Consider the following 16,849-nt stretch of genomic DNA (forward strand, 5'->3'; position numbering starts at 1 on the left):
CTCGGGCTCGGCCGGCGGCGCGTCCAGGTGGGCGTGGCCGGGCAGCGCGGCGGCGTCCAGGCTCACCGACACCCGGCGCGACAGCCGCTGCAGCGCGTAGACGCCGTCGTGCGGCTCGCCGTGGTAGCCGTCGTGCATGCGGCCGGCCGGCGCGACGCGGCTGACGCCGGCGGCCAACAGCGCGCGGCTCAGTTCCGGCAGCCGGACGGCGGGCGCGATCATGCCGCAGCTTTGCAGATGGGTGCGCCAGGGGCGCAGGATGCGGGCCAGCGCCGCGCGGGGAGCCGGCCTCAGCTCCACGGTGCGGAACAGCGGCGACGGCGCCAGCTCCTGATTCATGTTCCAGGCCAGCCGCCAGCCCTGGCCGGACAGCACCTGGCCCTGGTCGTCGGCGAAGGCCTGGTCCAGCTTGTGGAAGGCCATCCGGGCGCTGATCTCGGCCGCTTCCTGCAGGTCCGGCGTCAGCGCCGGCCACAGCGGCGCGCGGCGGGCGAGCGCGGCGGCCAGCCGGCGCGCCATGTCGTGGATCGCTGACGGATCGTCGCTGTCCACCAGCAGCGCCTGCGGGCTGGAGCAGGCTTGCTGGTCGAAGCGGCAGATATCGTCGGCCAGCGCGTCCAGCGCCTCGTCCGCGGCGGCGGCGGGGTCGAGATAGGCGAAGCTGACGCGATGGCCCCAGTCTATCCAGCGGCAGCCGGCCGGCAGCTGCGCGCGGATCGCGGACAAGGCGGCGTCGCCGCCCCAGGCCGACACGCCGTCGGCGTCGGCCATCAGCCGCGAGAGCGCCTCGCTCGGCGCCGGCAGCACGGCGACGCGGGCGGCCAGCCGGCCGCTGGCGTCGTGGCGCAGCAGCTCGGCCAGCAGCCGGGCGCTGAGACCCTGGTCGCTGGAGCTGGGGCGCAGCCAGTTGACGTTGCCGGCCAGCAGGCCTTCCAGCGCCGCCATGAAGGGCAGCAGCGCGGCGTTGGACGGCGTCACGTGCAGAACCAGGCCCAGCGGCCGCCAGGCCTCGAAGCGCGCTTCCCGGTAGTCGGGGCGGCGCAGCGAGAACGGCCGCTCGCCCAGCTCGCGCTCCAGCTTGGCCTGCAGCGCCTCGCGGCGGCAGAAGGCGGCCAGTTGCGCGCGGCCGGCCTCGTCCAGCAGCGGGTGGCGCTCGGCGCGGGCCAGCGCGTCGGCGAAGCGCTCGGCGCAGGACAGCACGGCGTCGACGTCCGGTTCCGCGGCCAGCGCGTCGGGCAGGCTGCCGCGCAACGCGGCCAATGCGGCGTCGAGCTCGATGTCGGCGCGCAATTCTCCATCAATCAGATACATGTCAGGACTCCTTGATCAGTTCGGACGCGGCCATCGCGCAGCTGCGGCTCTTGCTGGTGCCGGCGCGGCCCAAGAGTTCGAACCAGTCGGTGGCCAGGCCGCAGCCGCAGCTTTCGGCCGGATGCAGCACGGCGAGATCGCTCAGCAGCATGCTGTGCGCCGGGCTGGAGGTGATGTAAGGCGAAACCAGGTGCAGGAAGCCGGCCTCGCCGTAGGGCAGCCGCGCCAGCGTCGCGGTGTCGCGCGCCCAGGCGCGGGCCCAGCTGGGCGCGTGGAAGCGGTGATTCGGGCACTCGACGTAGGGCACCGGGTGCTCGACCGAGCCGTAGCCGTCGCGGCAGCGCTCGTCCGGCAGGCCCAGCTGCTCGCCCAGCCGGCGGTAGAGCTCGGCCTTCGATATCGCCTTGTCGGCATGGGTTTTCCAGCCGCCGCCGAGGAAGACCAGCGATTCCGGGTGCAGGGAAAGCGGCGGCAGGCCCATGTCGCGCATCCGCTCCAGCGTGAACCACAGGAAGGCGGGAAAGCCGAGGATGCGCACCGGCAATCCTTCGGCGGCGAATTCCTGCAGCGCGCGCATCGCGCCGAAGGGATCGAACTCATTGCCCTTGCCGTTGTGGCGCAACGTGTAGACGGCGCGGTTCACCGGCGCGTACTTGCACAGGAATTGGTCGGTGTAGGCGGTGCCCAAGGTGATGGCGCCGGCCGGCTCGTAGCTGAGCAGCAGGTAGTTGCACGGCTGCTCCGGGGTGTTCCAGCCGTAGTGGTCGAAGATGCGGTCCACCATGCGCTGGGCGGCGCCGATGCTGCGTTCGTCGTAGCGCATCCGGCTTTTCTGGCCGGTGGTGCCGGAGGAGGTCAGCTCCAGCGCGTCCTCGCCGGTCTTGCTCAGCAGCAGCTTGCGCTTGAAGTAGTTGGCGAAGATGGGCGGCAGCTGCGACCAGTCGGACAGGCCGGCCAGCCGTTCCGGGGTGAAGCCGTTCTGCTCCAGCCAGCGGCGGTAGCCGGGGCTGTGCTCGCAGTGATAGTCGACCAGTTCGCGCATCGCGGCGTCGAACAGGCGGTCGCATTCGGCGTCGGCGCGGTAGGGTTGTTCCAGCGCGCACAGCGCCTCGACATGGGAAAGCGTGGTCATGGCGGTTCCAGTGATGAAGAAAGCGGGCGTCAGGCGGCGATGGGTTGGGGCTGCGGGCGGCGCAGCAGCAGCCACAAGGGCGGCAAGGCCAGCAGCGAGGCCAGGCTGACCCCGGCGGCGAAGCGGGCAGGGCTGTCGCCGGCGTCCAGCAGCGCCAGGACGGCGCTGCCGCCGCCCAGCATCGCGGTGGACAGCATGCCCAGCATCGCGGCGACGCTGCCCTTGGCGTTGTCGCTGCTATACAGCGTCAGCCGGTACAGCGTGGCGTTGCCCAGGCCCAGGCCGAAGGCGTAGACCGCCAGGCAGGCGACCAGCGCCGGCAGCGACGGCGATAGCGGCGCGGCGAGGCCGGTCAGCAGCAGGCCGCCGGCCATCGGCCACAGCGCCAGCCGCAGCAGGCGGGACAACTCCATCCGGCCGGCCAGCCGGTTCAGCAGCAGGTTGCCGGCGATCACCGCGCCGAACACCGGCAATTGCCACAGGCCGTATTCCAGGCCGCTGTAGCCGAGATGGCGGATCAGCAGCAGCGGCGACAGGCCGATCCAGGCGATCAGCGGCATGGTCAACAGGCCCAGCGCCAGACTGCCGCAGACGAAGTCGCGGTGCTTCAGCAGCGCCAGGTAATTGGCCAGCGCCACGCCCAGGCGCAGCGGCACCGGCTGCTGCGCCTGGGCGTGGCGCCGCGGCGCGCCCAGCGTTTCCGGCATCCAGCGCCACAGGCCCAGCGCCACCAGCGCGGTGGCCGCGGCAAGCGCGGCGAACAGCTGGCGCCAGGACAGGACTTCCAGCAGCAGGCTGCCCAGCAGCGGGCCGGCCAGCGGCGACAGCAGCGCGATATTGGCCAGCAGCGCCATCAGCCGCACCGCGTCGCGCTCGGCGAAGGTTTCTTGCAGCGCCGGGTAGCTGACCACCACGATGAAGCCCAGCGCGATGCCCTGAACGAAGCGCAGCAGGTTGAACCAGACGATGTGCTGGCTGCCGGAGGCGGCCAGGCAGGCGAGCGCGAAGATCAGCGTGCCGGCCAGCAGCGTCGGGCGGCGGCCGAAGCGGTCGGACAGCGGGCCGATCAGCCACTGGAAGGCGATGCCGCCCAGCAGGAAGGCGTTCAGCGCGGTAGGCACGTGGCGGCTGTCGGCGGAGAGATCGGCGGTGACGCGCAGCATGGCCGGCATCACCATGTCGCTGGCCAGGTAGGTCAGCAGTTCGAAGGCGGTGAGCAATAGGCAGAACAGCAGCGCCTGGCGGCGGGAAATGTTGTGAAGCAGCGGACGGAATGATTCTTCTGGCATGATTGTTGCAGTTTTCGCAGAATGTCTATGTATGGCTGGGCGCCGAGTTTGTTCGGCATGGAGGGCGCACAGAGTAGGTCAAGTAATCAGATGGAATCCCTGTCCTTTGGGATGGCTTTTTTGTTTTGTGCCGATTTTTGGTGTTTTTGGGAAATATCAGGTCGCCAATTTGTATTTAATTGGAATCAATTTTGTTGTTTTGGCAACGCTATTGGCATGAGTTTTTGCTCCAATCCGGATTCGGATAGGATGCGGCGATGGACGGCGGCGGCTGCCGCGCTTGATCCCCCACCCATGGAGTCGCAATGAAAAGAAGAATCCTGGCCGGCGTTGGCCTGGCCGGCCTGCTGGCCGCGGGCGCGTCTTTCTACGCGCTGGCGGACAGCGACGCTCTGTGGCGCATCGTCGGCGAGCAGTGCGTGCCGGCCCAGCAGGCGCAGGGCCAGCCCGGCCCCTGCGCCGAAGTGGCGCTGCAGCGGGGCGTGGCGGTGCTGAAAGACCGCAACGGGCCGCTGCAATACCTGTTGATTCCCACCGACAAGGTGAGCGGCATCGAAAGCCCGCAGCTGCTGGGCGACGGCGCGCCCGGTTATTGGCGCTCGGCCTGGCAGGCGAGGCGCTATCTGGACGCCCGGCGCGGGCAGCCGCTGCCCAAGCTGGCGTTGTCCCTGACCGTCAATTCCCAGTACGGCCGCAGCCAGAACCAGCTGCACATCCACATCTCCTGCACCGATTCCGTCGTGCGCCAGCAGATCGACGATCTGGCCGACGGCCTGGGCTACCGCTGGCGGCAGCTGCCGGTGGAGCTGAAGCTGAAGGGGCACGCGTACTGGGCGCGGCGGGTGGACGCCGACCAGAACGGCGACCCCAGGGAAGATCCCTTCCGGCTGCTGGCCAACGAGCTGCCGGGCGCGCGCGCCGAGATGGGCCGCTATGGCATGGCGATGCTGCCGGCGCGCTTCGGCGACGGTGAAGGCTTCGTGCTGCTGGCCACCCGCGCCGATCTGTTCGAAATCAACCGCGGCTCGGCCGAAGAGCTGCAGGACCACGCCTGCCGGATTCTGCAGCCGTGAGCGCCAACAAGGCTTGCCCGTTGCTGCTGCGAAGCGACGGCGCGCTGCTCTGGTTCCGCCATCCGTCGGCGGGCTGCCAATTGGTCAAGGGCACGGTGGAGCCGGGCGAAACGGCGGCGAAGGCGGCGCTGCGCGAACTGGCCGAGGAGGCGGGCATCGGCGATGCCCGCCTCGCGTTCGACCTGGGCGAGTGGTCGTCGGGCTACCAGGCGCAGATCTGGTCGTTCCAGCTTTGTGTCGCGGAATCCGCCTTGCCGGAAGCCTGGAGCCATTTCTGCATGGACGACGGCGGCCTGCTGCTGGAATTTTTCTGGCATCCGCTTGAGCGCGAGGCGCCGGAAGGCAGCCACCCGCTGTATCATCGCGCCCTGGCCGAAGCGCGGCGCAGGCTGGCGGATGTCCCGCCGGCGGCGGCGCTCGGCGGCGGAGAGAGAGCATGAAGCAGAGTTTGGCGCTGGTGTCGCTGGTGGTGGCCGACTACGACGAGGCCATTGATTTCTTTGTCGGCAAGCTGGGTTTCGAGCTGACCGAGGACAGTTACCAGGCCGAGCAGGACAAGCGCTGGGTGGTGGTGACGCCGCCGGGCTCGGCGGCCGGCCTACTGCTGGCCCGGGCCAGCGACGATGTCCAGCGCGCGGCCATCGGCAACCAGGCGGGCGGCAGGGTGTGGCTGTTCCTGAATACCGATGATTTCTGGCGCGATTACGAGCGCTACCGCGCGGCGGGCGTCGAGTTCACCCGCCCGCCGATGGAGCAGGACTACGGCACGGTGGCGGTGTTCCGCGACCTGTGCGGCAATCAGTGGGATCTGATTCAGCGCAGCAACTGAGGTGGGCTTGCTTGATAGTTATGCCCCAATTACAGGCGTTGGCTCATTTGGCCTAGGCTGATGTGTCCGCTGCGCGGACGATGTTTCAGGTGGCGGTTCCGCCCGCCAAACGGGCCAGGGGCTGTGCGGCCAGCCCCTTAGCGATCCCAGGCCGCCCCTGCAGTCCGCGAAACCCCGGCAAAAAAGCATCTGGCCAGGCGCCGTCGAAACTAGCCGCGCGCTAGCGTCGCGCGGCGTCGAACATATCGGCGGCTTAAAACCTGGCCAGACGTTTTTTGCCGGCGCGTACTGAAGGGGAAAATGGGCGCGTTGCTAGCGGTCCGCGCGGAATGGAAGACTAACAAACCGCTATGCGGGCTTGGCTGATTTCTTGGCCTTCGCCAGTTCCGTCAGCACCCGCGACGCGGCGAACAGGCCGAAGCTGGCCGTCACCACCATGCCGGCGCCGAAGCCGGCGCAGGACAAGCCCTGTGGTCCGCGCGCGTCTCCCGCGTCGCAGGCCTGGGCCTGCGGGTAGACCAGCTGCTCGGTGGAGTAGACGCAGGGCACGCCCATCTTCTTGCCGTCGCGGGCGAAGCCGTGGTGGCGGCGCAGGTTGTAGCGCAGCTTGGACAGCAGCGGGTCCTGCGTCACCTCGGACAGGTCGGCCAGTTTGATCTTGCTCGGGTCCATCTGGCCGCCGGCGCCGCCGGAGACGATGAAGCGCTGGCGTTTCCTGGCGCACCAGGCGGCCATCGCCGTCTTTACTTTCAGGCTGTCGATGCAGTCGACGATGTAGTCGTAGCCGCGGCCCAGCATCTCGTCCATATTCTCTTCGGTGACGAAGTCTTCTATCTCCGTCACCTCGCAGGCCGGGTTGATGGCCTTGACCCGCTCGGCCAGCGCCGTCACCTTGGCCATGCCGTACAGCGGGTCCAGCGCCGGCAGCTGGCGGTTGGTGTTGGATTCGGCGACGTTGTCCAGGTCGATCAGCGTCAGGCGGCCGATCGCGCTGCGCGCCAACGCTTCCACCACCCAGGAGCCGACGCCGCCTACGCCCACCACGCAGACGTGGGCGCGGCCGAAGCGCGCGAGCGCGTCGTCGCCGTACAGGCGGGCAATGCCGCCGAAGCGGCGGTCGAGATCGGCGGAGTGGTCCATCGGGATAACCTGTTGCGCAAAAACGGCCAAGGATAACCAAGCCGAGGGCGGGGTGCCAGTCCGGGCGCGGCCTGGCGGCGGCGGCGGGGTTCCGGGTGTGGCGTTTCTGGCTCCGCGTGAAGATTTTTTTACAATCCAACTGCTTGATAGATTGGAACCTTTTTCTGGTTGCCCTATCTTCTTCTATACGCGCCGGTTTTGCCGGCCGCGTTCCGAGACCGGCACGAATTGCCGTCGGCAGGTCCTCTGCCGGTCGACTCTCAGTTCTAGGGAGAATCCGATGAAGCAGCAAAGGTTCGACATCGATCTGGATAAGCATTACAACGCCACCGTGGTCATCGCCTGCGAGGAGTGCGGGCGAGAAACCCGCCAACATCTGAAGGCCTTGTTACCCGACCATGCGCTGCGCTGCAGTTGCGGCGCCGACATCACGATGGCCACGCCGGACATCCAGAAGGCGGAGCGTCAAGCCGACGCGATCCGACAATCGTACCGAATCCACTGAACCGCCTAGACTGACAATCCGTTGAATGCAAGACGCCGGCCTTCCGCGCCGGCCTTATCAGGCCAAGCCTGAATCTCCGATGCATGTCCGATGACGGCGGCCCCAGCGGCCGCCGTCGGCATTCGGCCTATTGCGCCAGCTGGGCGTCGTAGTCGCGGAAGCCATCCTCCACCGCCGGAATGATGTCGACGAACTCGAAATAAGGTTCGGTCATCAGCGGGCTGTCGCGCAGCGCGTCGATCAGGTAATAGAAGGCCTGCGCCGATTCGGTCTCGAACATCGCCACGTCGCTGCAGCGGGCGGTGAAGGCTTCGGCGTCGAACCAGCGCATGCGCACCTCGGGATAGCGGGCGTAGATCGGCTTCAGGGTATCGTCCTCGAAGCGGCGGCGCTCCGGCCGGCTCAGCCGCAGCCAGTTGGGGTGGACGCGCATCAGCGCGAAGAAAGTCAGGGTCTTGGACATGGCGATATTCCCGTATGAATGGAAAGAGAGGGCGGGCCGGCTCCGCGCCAGCCGCTAATGTAAGCGCGCTTGCGACGCCGGAAAACTCGTGTTTAGCTAAGCCCATGACCGCCATTCCGCAGCCGCGCAAACAGCCGCGCCAGGCCCGTTCCCGTCACGCCGTCGCCGCCATTCTGGAGGCGGCGGCTCGCATTCTGGCCGGCGACGGCTACGCCGCGTTCAACACCAACCGCGTCGCCGAGCTGTCCGGCGTCGGCATCGGCTCGCTGTACCAGTACTTCCCCAACAAGCAGGCCGTGCTGGCCGCGCTGCACCGCCGGCATGGCGAGGAGACGCTGGCGGCGCTGGACGACGCGCTGGCGCGCAGCGCCGGCCGGCCGCCGCGGGAGCAACTGGCGGCGATGGTGGCCGCAGCGCTGGATCTGCATCGGCGCGAGCTGGGCCTGCACCGGGTGCTGGAGCGAGAATGGCCGATCTACGACGAGCCGCCGGCCAGCAATCCCATCGACGCCGCGCTCCATGCGCGGATCGCGGCCTGGCTGGCCGAAGCCGGCGGCGATCCCGCCCGGGCCGGGCTGCTGCTGCGGATGGCCGACAGCCTGGTGCACGGCCTGCTGCTGGACGCCGATCCGCAGGCCGAGGCGCTGGAGCAAGCGATTACCGACGCGCTGGCGGGCTATCTGGCCCTGCCGGCATATCACCACACTTGAGGAGAAGCGCAGATGCAGTGGATAGACTTTCGCAGCGATACCGTCACCCACCCGACGCCGGCGATGCGCCGCGCGATGGCCGAGGCCGAGGTCGGCGACGACGTCTACGGCGACGACCCCACCGTGCTGAGGCTGGAGGAGCTGGCCGCCGACAAGCTGGGCAAGGAGGCGGCGCTGTTCGTCCCCAGCGGCACCTTCGGCAACCAGCTGGCGCTGTTCACCCACTGTCGCCGCGGCGACGAGGTGATCGTCGAGGACAACAGCCACATCGTCTGGCACGAGGCCGGCGCGGCGGCGGTGATCGCCGGCGCCCACCTGCGGACGATAGAAGGCGACAACGGCCTGATGGTGGTGGACGCGATCGAGCGCCGCATCCGCGTCGGCGACGACATCCATGAGCCGCGCACCGGCCTGATCTGCCTGGAGAACGCCCACGGCAACGGCCGCGTGCTGCCGCTGTCGGCGATGGCCGACACCGCCGCGCTGGCGCGCGAGCACGGTGTGCCGGTGCATCTGGACGGCGCGCGGGTGTTCAACGCCGCCGCCCACCTGGGCTGCGACGCGCGCGAGATCACCCGCCACGTCGATAGCGTGATGGCCTGCCTGTCCAAGGGCCTGGCCGCGCCGATCGGCTCCATCCTGGCCGGCTCCGCCGATTTTATCGATCAGGCGCGCCGCAAGCGCAAGCTGCTGGGCGGCGGCCTGCGCCAGGCCGGCGTGATCGCCGCGCCCGGCATCCTGGCGCTGACCGAAATGGCGGCGCGGCTGGACGAGGACCACCGCAACGCCCGCTATCTGGCCGAGGGTCTGGCCAAGCTGCCGTGCGTGGACATCGATCCGGCCGACGTCCACATCAATCTGGTGTGGTTCCGCTTCAACGCCGACATCGACGCCGCCGAGCTGATGTCGGCGTTGAAGCAGGCCGGCTTCCTGGCCAACCCGCCGCATCAGGGCGCGATGCGGCTGGTCACGCACTGGCAGGTGGGGCGCGCCGATATCGACCGCCTGCTGGACGTGATGCAGCGCGTGCTCAGCGACTGAGCGCTTTCCGGCCGTTTCCCGGGCGCGGGGCTCGCAAAAGGATCGAGAACCGGCCCGGGAGCCTATAACCAGTAGATGGGAACCGATGGGAGCAGGCCGGATGCGGCTACGCTTGCAGCTCGGCGCGCTGCTGGCGGCCATTCTCCTGTTTCCGATGCCGGGACGGGCCGATGGCCTGGCGCAGGTGCGCATCTACACCGACGACGATCCGCCCTACGTGATGGTGGGCCCGGGCGGACAAGTGATGGGCGGCACCACGGTGGAGAAGGTGACGCGGGTGATGCGCAAGCTGGGCCTGCCGTTCAGCGCGCTGCAGGCGGCGCCGTGGGCCCGCGCCTACCAGGAGGCGAAGAGCCGGCCGTATGCGATGGTGTTTCCCATCGCCAGGACCCGGGAGCGGGAAAAATACCTGGACTTCACTTTCAAGATCATCGACACCGACATCTATTTTTACCGGCTGGCCGCGCGCAACGACATCCAGCCGCGCACGCTGGACGAGGCGCGCAAATACAGCATCTGCGTGGTGCTGAACGACTATCGCCACGAGTTTCTGGAGGAGCAGGGCTTCGCCAGGCTGGAGGTGTCGCCGGACTCCACGCTCAATGTCAGGAAGCTGGCGGCCGGCCGTTGCGACCTGTTGCCGTCCACCGAGAGCGGGATCGCCGGCAAGCTGAAGGCGTTGGGTCTGGACCGCGCGCTCGTGGCGCGCGGCATCCGGCTGGACAAGCTGGACAGCGGCCTCTACGCCGCGTTCAACAAGGACACGCCGTCCGAGGTGATCGCCCGGTTTCGGGCCGCGGCAGCAGAGTTGCCCTGAGCGCCTGCCGGCTGGAAGGCGCTGGCGTGCCGCGCCAGACATCGTGAACCGCTGTCAAGGGAGAACGCCATGCGCACTCGACTGCTGCTGTGCTGCCTGCTGGCGCTGCCCGCCTGGGCCGAGCGGCTGGTGGAGATCCCCACCCGTCCCGGCGTCACGCTGCGTTTCCTGCTGCTGGAGCCGCCGGGGCCTGCGCGCGCCAACCTGATCCTGCTCGCCGGCGGCGAGGGCCTGCTCAAACTGTCGGCCGAGGGCGAGCTGGGCGCGGGCAAGGGGAATTTCCTGGTGCGCACCCGCCAAGGCTGGGCCGACATGGGTTTCCGAGTCGCGGTGGCGGACGCGCCATCCGACATGCCGCGGGGCCTGTTGGGCGATTTTCGCGAGAGCCCGGAGCACGCGGCCGACATCGCCGCGGTGTCCGGCTACCTGCGCCAGGGAGCGGCGCTGCCGGTATGGCTGGCCGGCACCAGCCGCGGCACCACCTCCGCGGCGGCGGCGGCGTTGAACCGGCCGGACGCGGCGGATGGCCTGCTGCTGACCTCCAGCATAGATAGCGGCCGCGGCAGCCTGGCCGGCCTGCCCCTGGAGAGGCTGGCCATCCCGGTGCTGATGATCCAGCACCGCCGCGATGAATGCCGCGCCAGCCGGCCCGGCAATCTGGGGCCGGTGGTGGACCGGCTGCGCGCCGACGCGCCGCGCGAGCTGATGCTGCTGGACGGCGGCAAGAACGAGGGCGATCCATGCCAGCCTTGGGCCTGGCACGGCTACAACGGCATCGAGGCGCGGGCGCTGGGCCTGGCCGGCGCGTGGATGCTGGCGCACGGCCGCCGTTGAGAGGACGCTATGGCGGTTGGGGCGCGCCGGTGCTACCCTCGCCGCCATCCTTGGATTTCCTATCGCCGACATCATGACGCCATCCCACGACCCACACGCCTGGCTGGAAAGCCTGGATTCCGACCAAGCCGCCGACTGGGTGGCCGCGCAGAACGCCCGCACCGAGGGCGTGCTGGACGCCGATCCGCGCTTCGCTGGCCTGAAGGCGGACATCCTCGCCCACCTGCGCGACACGCGACAGATACCATACTTCGCCGAGCACGCCGGCTGGCTGTACAACTTCCACCAGGACGAGGCGCATCCGCGCGGCCTCTACCGCAGAACCACCTTGGACGCCTACCGCGCCGGCAGCCAGGACTGGCAGGCGGTGCTGGACATCGACGCGCTGGCCGACGCCGATGAGCGCGACTGGTATCTGGACGGCGTGTCCCACTGCACGGTCCGGCCCGAGCGGGCGCTGGTGCATCTGACCGACGGCGGCGGCGACGCCACCGTGGCGCGCGAGTATGACGTCGAGGCGCGGCGCTGGGTCGAGAACGGCTTCAGCTTCCCGGAAGGCAAGAACCACATCGCCTGGCGCGATCCGGACAGCGCCTTCGTCTGCCCGGGCTGGAAGGGCGCGCCGCTGACCCGCTCCGGCTACCCGCGCGAAGTGTGGCTGGTGGCGCGCGGCGCGGACGGCCAGCACGGCTGGACCCAGCTATTCGCCGCGCCGGAAGACGCGATGATGACCGCCGCCTGGCGCTTCCTCGACAGCGACGGCAGCGCCGTCGACCTGATCGAGGCCTCCGACGGCTTCTACCGCAAAACCTACCATCTGCTGGACGGCGGCCTGGAGGCGCACGCGCTGCCCTTGCCGCCCAAGGCCGAGATCGAGGCCTATATCGGCGGCGATTTCATCGTCAAGCTGGCCGAGGACTGGTCCTGGCGCGGCGAGACTTACGCCAGCGGCAGCCTGCTGGCGGTCGGCTTGTCCGGCCTGATCGGCGACGGCCCCGCGCCGCAGCTGTTGCAGGCGCCCGAGCCGCGGCTGGCTGTGGCGGCGGTGGAAACCACCCGCGGCCGGCTGCTGGTCAACCTGCTGGACAACGTCAAGAGCCGCATGCTGTGCTTCGCCAAGCAGGATGGCGCGTGGACGCCGCAGCCGCTGGACCTGCCGGCCGACGGCGTGATCGAGATCGCCGACCAGCCGTGGCAGAGCGATGTGTTCTACTACAGCTACAGCGATTTCCTGACCCCCAGCGGCCTGTACAGGCTGGACCTGGCCAGCGGCGAGCGCGAATGCCTGCGCCGCCAGCCGGAGGCTTTCGATCCCTCGCCCTATGTCGCCGAGCAATGGCAGGCGACGGCGCCCGACGGCGAGCAAATCCCGTACTTCGTGGTGCGGCGGCGCGACGCGCCGTTCGACGGCGCCACGCCGACGCTGCTGTACGGCTACGGCGGCTTCGAGGTGCCGATGCTGCCGTATTACATCGAGAACTTCGGCCCGCACTGGCTGGCCAGGGGCGGCGCCTTCGTGCTGGCCTGCATCCGCGGCGGCGGCGAGTTCGGCCCGCACTGGCACCAGGCGGCGCAGGGGCCGAAACGCCAGGTCAGCTTCGACGACTTCATCGCGGTGGCGGAAGACCTGATCCGCCGCAAGCTGACCTCGTCGGCCAAGCTGGCGATAGAGGGCGGCAGCAACGGCGGCCTGCTGGTGGGGGCGGCGATGGCGCAGCGGCCCGAGCTGTTCCAGGCAGTGGTGTGCGAAGTGCCGCTGCTGGACATGCTTCGCTACACCCAGCTCTTGGCCGGCGCCAGCTGGATAGACGAATACGGCGATCCGGACGACGAGGCCGAGCGCGCCGCGCTGGCCGCCTATTCGCCGTACCACAATCTGCGCGCCGACGCGCGCTACCCGCTGGCCTTGTTCACCACCAGCGCCAGCGACGACCGCGTCCATCCCGGCCATGCCCGCAAGATGGCGGCGCGGCTGCTGGAGCTGGGCCACGACGCGCTGTTCTACGAGACCGACGGCGGCGGCCACGCCGGCAACGCCGGCCAGGAGGACACCGCCGCCGAGCTGGCGCGGGTGCTGGTGTATCTGTATCAGCGCTTGTGCGATTGAGGCCGACGATGTGGCAGCAAAGGGCGCGAGAGCGCCCTTTTTCATTGCGGCCTGCCTTTCCTGGCCGATTCCTTGAGTGATGATGTCGTTTGCATTTTGCCGATTGCCGCCGCGGGAAGCGCGGGCGTACCATCGCTCGAGGCCGGGCAGAGCCCGGCCGCTTCAGAACGATAAGAGGAAAACCATGCAAGGGAAGAAATTGCTGCCGCTGGCCATGCTGTTGTGCCTGCAGGCGGCCTGGGCCGGAGGGTTGGACTATGGCGCGTACGGCATAGATTTCCAGGGAATGGACCGCGCGGTGCGGCCGCAGGACAATATCGCGCTGCATGCCAACGGTGGCTGGATGAAGCGCGCGCGGATTCCGGCCGACCGCTCGTCGACCGGCGTATCCGAGTTGCTGTACGACCGCAATCAGCAGCGGGTGCGGGAATTGATCGAGCATGCCGATCCGGCGGCTTCGGTCGACTCGCGCAAGATCGCCGATCTCTATCGCAGCTTTCTCGATGAACAGACCATCGCCCGTCGCGGCCTGGCGCCGTTGAAGTCCAAGCTGGCCGCCATCGCCGCGCTGGACAGCGCCGACGCCGTCATCGCCTACATGGGCCGGCTGCAGGACCAGCCGGAAGACACGCCGTTCCGCTTCTACGTGGCGCAGGACAACAAGAACTCCGCGGCCTACCTGGCCGGCGTCGGCCAGTCCGGCCTGGCGATGGACCGCGACTATTATTTGCTCCAATCCGCTGATTTCGCCGCGGCGCGCAAGGCCTACCGCGCCTATCTGGCCAGGCTGCTGACGCTGGCCGGCGAAAAGGATGCCCTGCCGCGCGCCGCCGCGGTGCTAGAGCTGGAGGCACGGCTGGCCAAGGCGCAGTGGAGCAATGTCGACAACCGCGACGCGCAGAAGACCTACAACAAGACCGGCGCGGCCGAGTTGGCCAAGCGCCTGCCCGGCTACGACTGGCCGGCGTTGTTGAAGGACGCGCAACTGTCCGCCGCAGCCGATCTCAACCTGGATCAGCCCAGCTATCTGGAACAGCTGCCCGGCCTGTTGCGCGCGACGCCGCTGCCGGCGCTGCGCGACTACCTGACGCTGCGCCTGCTGGACGCCTACGCGCCTTATCTCGACAAGCCGTGGACGGCGGCGCGCTTCGCTTTCTACGGCAAGGCGCTGGATGGCCGCAGCGCCGACCGGCCGCGCTGGAAGAAGGCGGTGACGCTGGTGGACGATGGCATGGGCGAGGCGGTGGGCAAGCTGTATGTGGCCAAGTACTTCACGCCGGAGGCCAAGCGCCAGGCCGACGAATTGGTGCGCAATCTGCTGGCGGCCTACGACCGCAGCGTGGACACGCTGGACTGGATGAGCGCGGAAACCAAGCGCGAGGCGCACCTGAAGCTGTCCAAATACACGCTGAAGATAGGCTATCCGGACAAGTGGCGCGATTACTCCAGCCTGGAGATCCGCCCGGACGACCTGATCGGCAACGCCGAGCGCGTCGCGGCGTTCAATTACCGCCGCCAGGCCAGGCATCTGGGGCAGCCGGTGGACCGGACCGAATGGGGCATGGCGCCGCAGACGGTCAACGCCTATTACAACCCGGCCAACAACGAGATCGTGTTCCCGGCCGCCATCCTGCAGGCGCCGTACTTTGACCCCGCCTTCGATCCGGCGGTCAACTACGGCAGCATCGGCGCCACCATCGGCCACGAGATCAGCCATGGTTTCGACGACCAGGGCCATCTGTTCGACGGCGACGGCAATATGCGCAACTGGTGGACGCCGGCCGACGAGGCGCACTTCAAGGAGGCGACCGCCAAATTGGTCAAGCAGTACGGCGGCTACGAGCCGGTGAAGGGGCACAAGGTCAACGGCGAGCTGACGCTGGGCGAGAACATCGCCGACAACGCCGGCCTGGAGATCGCCTACAAGGCGTACAAGATCGCGCTGGACGGCAAGGAAGCTCCGGTGCGCGACGGCCTCACCGGCGATCAGCGCTTCTTCATCGCCTTCGCCCAGTCCTGGCGCAGCAAGAGCCGCGACGCGGCCACGCTGCAGCAGATGGTGTCCGATCCGCACACGCCAGACCAGTGGCGCGCCTTCGGCACCGTTCGCAATCTGGAGCCGTTCTACCAGGCCTTCGGCGTCAAGCCGGGGGACAAGATGTATTTGCCGCCGGCGCAGCGCTTCCATTTGTGGTGGTAAAAAAAGCCGGGCTCCTTCGGGAGCCCGGCTGTGTGGAGCGCAGCGGGAAAGCGCCGTCTACCACTTGTCCTTGTCGGCGTCGAACATGCCGGCGGCCGGCTTGTGCTTCTTGGCCGGCGCCTTCTTGCCGGCTGCCGGGGCGGAAGCCTCGGCTTTCGCCGGCGCGGCCGGCGCCAGTTCGCGCAACTGCAGGCCGCCTGGCGGTATCTGCTCCAGCGGCATCTTCACGTTTTCCAGATGGCCCTGGGACATCGTCGGCATCACCTTGTCGACTACCACTTCGCAGCAGTCGAATTCGGAGCGGCCCAGCGATTGTCCGGTCTGCGGATCCTTCACCTCCTGGCCCAGCGATACCAGCTTGTAACGCGCGCCCTCGCGGACGGACTGCCCGCCTTGGCTGAGAATCACGTTATTGCCGGTGCGCGAGGCTACGGAGATGGGAAAGGTGCGGACCAGGATGGCGCTGACGATGCGATCGACGATCTGGCCTTCCATGCCGCGGCGGGCGGCATCGGCGGAGCCATCGCCCAGCTTGCCGGCGTCGCCGGCGAGCATGTTCGACAGTTGCACCTGGCGGTTGGCCACGTTGATCACGCGCTGCGACAGATTCCAGCTGGCGCGCTTCTTGTCGTAGCCGAATGCGGTCAGATGGCCGGTCCAGATCAGGTCGGCGCTGAGCGCCTGGCTGATCTTGGAGCGCTCGGCGGAAGGCGTCTGGCCTGAGCTGATCATGTCCAGCTCCTGCTGCACATCGTCGCCCAGCTCGCGGTCCAGCACCGAGAAGCGGCCGGTGTTGGCCAGCGCGTCCAGCGTCTGCTGGTGTATCTCGCGGGCGACCTGTTCGGCCGGCACCGAGATGCCCGCCAGCTTGAAGGATTCGCGATCGATGTACACCGGACCGACCACGATCTTCAGCTTGCCGGCGGATGCCGGCTGGACGAATTTGGCGATCTTGGCTTCGATGCTCGCCTTGTAGCTCTTGTTCAGCAGGCCGGGCTCTTCCATCTTGACCAGCTTGAAGCCGGTCACCACGCCGCCGGATTCCTGGGCGACATATTCGGCGAACGCGTGAGCGCTGAGCTGATCGGCGTCCTTGCCGGCGGCGACGGACAGCGTGGCCTTGACCTGTTCGGAGGACATGTCGAAGGAGGCGCCGTTGACCTGCTTGATCGCCAGTTTCAGCGCTTCCTCGACGGCTTCCGCCGGGCTGGCGCCGATGCCGGTTGCCGCGCTGTCCACCGATGTCAGCTTGCCGGCGTCAGGCGGGGCCTGGACCGGCGCGCTGGCATCCGCCTTGGGGGCGGTCGCCGCGTCTTCCTTGTGGGAGCAGGCCGCCAGGCCTAGGGCCAAGGCGGCGGCGCTCATCGCGTATCGCAATTTCATGTCGTTTCCTTGGCC

The 16,849-nt window shown here is 68.4% G+C and carries 16 protein-coding genes; 10 read left to right on the top strand and 6 right to left on the bottom strand.

Annotated features, from left to right (window positions below):
* From VL52_RS15570 to VL52_RS15580, 3 genes are all read right to left on the bottom strand, one after another.
* On the bottom strand, positions 1 to 1,311 hold a 1,311-nt coding region (locus VL52_RS15570), incomplete at its 3' end, for an aldehyde dehydrogenase family protein (RefSeq protein WP_046157888.1).
* Between the two features lies 1 nt (position 1,312).
* The gene (locus VL52_RS15575) at positions 1,313 to 2,443 is read right to left on the bottom strand and encodes a LuxE/PaaK family acyltransferase (RefSeq protein WP_046157889.1); all 1,131 of its coding nucleotides are present in this window, start codon (positions 2,441 to 2,443) and stop codon (positions 1,313 to 1,315) included.
* Between the two features lie 29 nt (positions 2,444 to 2,472).
* Positions 2,473 to 3,732, bottom strand: a complete 1,260-nt coding sequence (locus VL52_RS15580) for an MFS transporter (RefSeq protein WP_046157890.1) — start codon at positions 3,730 to 3,732, stop codon at positions 2,473 to 2,475.
* A gap of 305 nt (positions 3,733 to 4,037) precedes the next feature.
* Here VL52_RS15580 and VL52_RS15585 point away from each other — a divergent pair, with 305 nt between their 5' ends.
* Genes VL52_RS15585 through VL52_RS15595 form a run of 3 tightly spaced genes read left to right on the top strand, consistent with a single transcriptional unit; the run spans position 4,038 to position 5,634 of the window.
* Positions 4,038 to 4,805 (top strand): CDP-diacylglycerol diphosphatase, encoded by a 768-nt coding sequence (locus VL52_RS15585; RefSeq protein WP_046157891.1) that lies wholly within the window; start codon positions 4,038 to 4,040, stop codon positions 4,803 to 4,805.
* Complete coding sequence (locus VL52_RS15590) at positions 4,802 to 5,245, top strand: NUDIX hydrolase (RefSeq protein ID WP_046157892.1); 444 nt, start codon at positions 4,802 to 4,804, stop codon at positions 5,243 to 5,245. Before VL52_RS15585 ends, VL52_RS15590 begins: the two co-directional genes overlap by 4 nt.
* The gene (locus tag VL52_RS15595) at positions 5,242 to 5,634 is read left to right on the top strand and encodes a VOC family protein (protein ID WP_046157893.1); all 393 of its coding nucleotides are present in this window, start codon (positions 5,242 to 5,244) and stop codon (positions 5,632 to 5,634) included. The genes VL52_RS15590 and VL52_RS15595 overlap by 4 nt, the downstream gene beginning before the upstream one ends.
* 348 nt (positions 5,635 to 5,982) lie before the next feature.
* Here the strand turns inward: VL52_RS15595 and VL52_RS15600 are convergent, their stop codons facing one another.
* Positions 5,983 to 6,774, bottom strand: coding sequence for a tRNA threonylcarbamoyladenosine dehydratase (locus VL52_RS15600; RefSeq protein WP_046157894.1), 792 nt, complete (start codon positions 6,772 to 6,774; stop codon positions 5,983 to 5,985).
* Between the two features lie 280 nt (positions 6,775 to 7,054).
* Here VL52_RS15600 and VL52_RS15605 point away from each other — a divergent pair, with 280 nt between their 5' ends.
* The gene (locus VL52_RS15605) at positions 7,055 to 7,279 is read left to right on the top strand and encodes a hypothetical protein (RefSeq protein WP_021475044.1); all 225 of its coding nucleotides are present in this window, start codon (positions 7,055 to 7,057) and stop codon (positions 7,277 to 7,279) included.
* Positions 7,280 to 7,406: 127 nt separating this feature from the next.
* On the opposite strand, the gene VL52_RS15610 is transcribed toward VL52_RS15605, so the two are convergent.
* Entirely contained in the window at positions 7,407 to 7,742 is a 336-nt protein-coding gene (locus VL52_RS15610) for a darcynin family protein (protein ID WP_046157895.1), read from the bottom strand.
* 104 nt (positions 7,743 to 7,846) lie between these two features.
* On the opposite strand from VL52_RS15610, the gene VL52_RS15615 reads away from it, so the two are divergent.
* The 6 genes from VL52_RS15615 (at position 7,847) to VL52_RS15640 (ending at position 15,451) form a co-directional block, all read left to right on the top strand.
* Positions 7,847 to 8,452, top strand: coding sequence for a TetR/AcrR family transcriptional regulator (locus VL52_RS15615; protein ID WP_046157896.1), 606 nt, complete (start codon positions 7,847 to 7,849; stop codon positions 8,450 to 8,452).
* Between the two features lie 12 nt (positions 8,453 to 8,464).
* A complete protein-coding gene (ltaE, locus tag VL52_RS15620) occupies positions 8,465 to 9,493 on the top strand; it encodes a low-specificity L-threonine aldolase (protein WP_046157897.1) in 1,029 nt (342 codons plus the stop codon).
* Positions 9,494 to 9,593: 100 nt separating this feature from the next.
* The gene (locus VL52_RS15625) at positions 9,594 to 10,310 is read left to right on the top strand and encodes a substrate-binding periplasmic protein (protein WP_046157898.1); all 717 of its coding nucleotides are present in this window, start codon (positions 9,594 to 9,596) and stop codon (positions 10,308 to 10,310) included.
* Positions 10,311 to 10,379: 69 nt separating this feature from the next.
* Positions 10,380 to 11,144, top strand: a complete 765-nt coding sequence (locus VL52_RS15630; RefSeq protein WP_046157899.1) for an alpha/beta hydrolase — start codon at positions 10,380 to 10,382, stop codon at positions 11,142 to 11,144.
* Positions 11,145 to 11,217: 73 nt separating this feature from the next.
* Positions 11,218 to 13,251, top strand: a complete 2,034-nt coding sequence (locus VL52_RS15635) for a prolyl oligopeptidase family serine peptidase (protein ID WP_046157900.1) — start codon at positions 11,218 to 11,220, stop codon at positions 13,249 to 13,251.
* Positions 13,252 to 13,435: 184 nt separating this feature from the next.
* Positions 13,436 to 15,451 carry a M13 family metallopeptidase gene (locus VL52_RS15640; protein ID WP_235429316.1) on the top strand — a complete coding sequence of 672 codons (2,016 nt, stop codon included), beginning with the start codon at positions 13,436 to 13,438 and terminating at the stop codon, positions 15,449 to 15,451.
* Between the two features lie 57 nt (positions 15,452 to 15,508).
* Here the strand turns inward: VL52_RS15640 and VL52_RS15645 are convergent, their stop codons facing one another.
* Positions 15,509 to 16,834, bottom strand: coding sequence for a CsgG/HfaB family protein (locus VL52_RS15645; RefSeq protein ID WP_046157901.1), 1,326 nt, complete (start codon positions 16,832 to 16,834; stop codon positions 15,509 to 15,511).
* Between the last annotated feature and the right edge of the window lie 15 nt (positions 16,835 to 16,849).

Origin of the sequence: Chromobacterium vaccinii (assembly GCF_000971335.1) — a bacterium.
Taxonomy (GTDB): Bacteria; Pseudomonadota; Gammaproteobacteria; order Burkholderiales; family Chromobacteriaceae; genus Chromobacterium; species Chromobacterium vaccinii.

Bases quoted from the DNA above. Each gene is read 5' to 3' on its own strand.
- VL52_RS15595 (WP_046157893.1), top strand. From the start codon at position 5,242: ATGAAGCAGAGTTTGGCGCTGGTGTCGCTGGTGGTGGCCGACTACGAC.
- VL52_RS15600 (WP_046157894.1), bottom strand. From the start codon at position 6,774: ATGGACCACTCCGCCGATCTCGACCGCCGCTTCGGCGGCATTGCCCGC.
- VL52_RS15630 (WP_046157899.1), top strand. From the start codon at position 10,380: ATGCGCACTCGACTGCTGCTGTGCTGCCTGCTGGCGCTGCCCGCCTGG.
- VL52_RS15625 (WP_046157898.1), top strand. From the start codon at position 9,594: ATGCGGCTACGCTTGCAGCTCGGCGCGCTGCTGGCGGCCATTCTCCTG.
- ltaE (WP_046157897.1), top strand. From the start codon at position 8,465: ATGCAGTGGATAGACTTTCGCAGCGATACCGTCACCCACCCGACGCCG.
- VL52_RS15605 (WP_021475044.1), top strand. From the start codon at position 7,055: ATGAAGCAGCAAAGGTTCGACATCGATCTGGATAAGCATTACAACGCC.
- VL52_RS15610 (WP_046157895.1), bottom strand. From the start codon at position 7,742: ATGTCCAAGACCCTGACTTTCTTCGCGCTGATGCGCGTCCACCCCAAC.
- VL52_RS15640 (WP_235429316.1), top strand. From the start codon at position 13,436: ATGCAAGGGAAGAAATTGCTGCCGCTGGCCATGCTGTTGTGCCTGCAG.
- VL52_RS15635 (WP_046157900.1), top strand. From the start codon at position 11,218: ATGACGCCATCCCACGACCCACACGCCTGGCTGGAAAGCCTGGATTCC.
- VL52_RS15575 (WP_046157889.1), bottom strand. From the start codon at position 2,443: ATGACCACGCTTTCCCATGTCGAGGCGCTGTGCGCGCTGGAACAACCC.
- VL52_RS15615 (WP_046157896.1), top strand. From the start codon at position 7,847: ATGACCGCCATTCCGCAGCCGCGCAAACAGCCGCGCCAGGCCCGTTCC.
- VL52_RS15580 (WP_046157890.1), bottom strand. From the start codon at position 3,732: ATGCCAGAAGAATCATTCCGTCCGCTGCTTCACAACATTTCCCGCCGC.
- VL52_RS15585 (WP_046157891.1), top strand. From the start codon at position 4,038: ATGAAAAGAAGAATCCTGGCCGGCGTTGGCCTGGCCGGCCTGCTGGCC.
- VL52_RS15645 (WP_046157901.1), bottom strand. From the start codon at position 16,834: ATGAAATTGCGATACGCGATGAGCGCCGCCGCCTTGGCCCTAGGCCTG.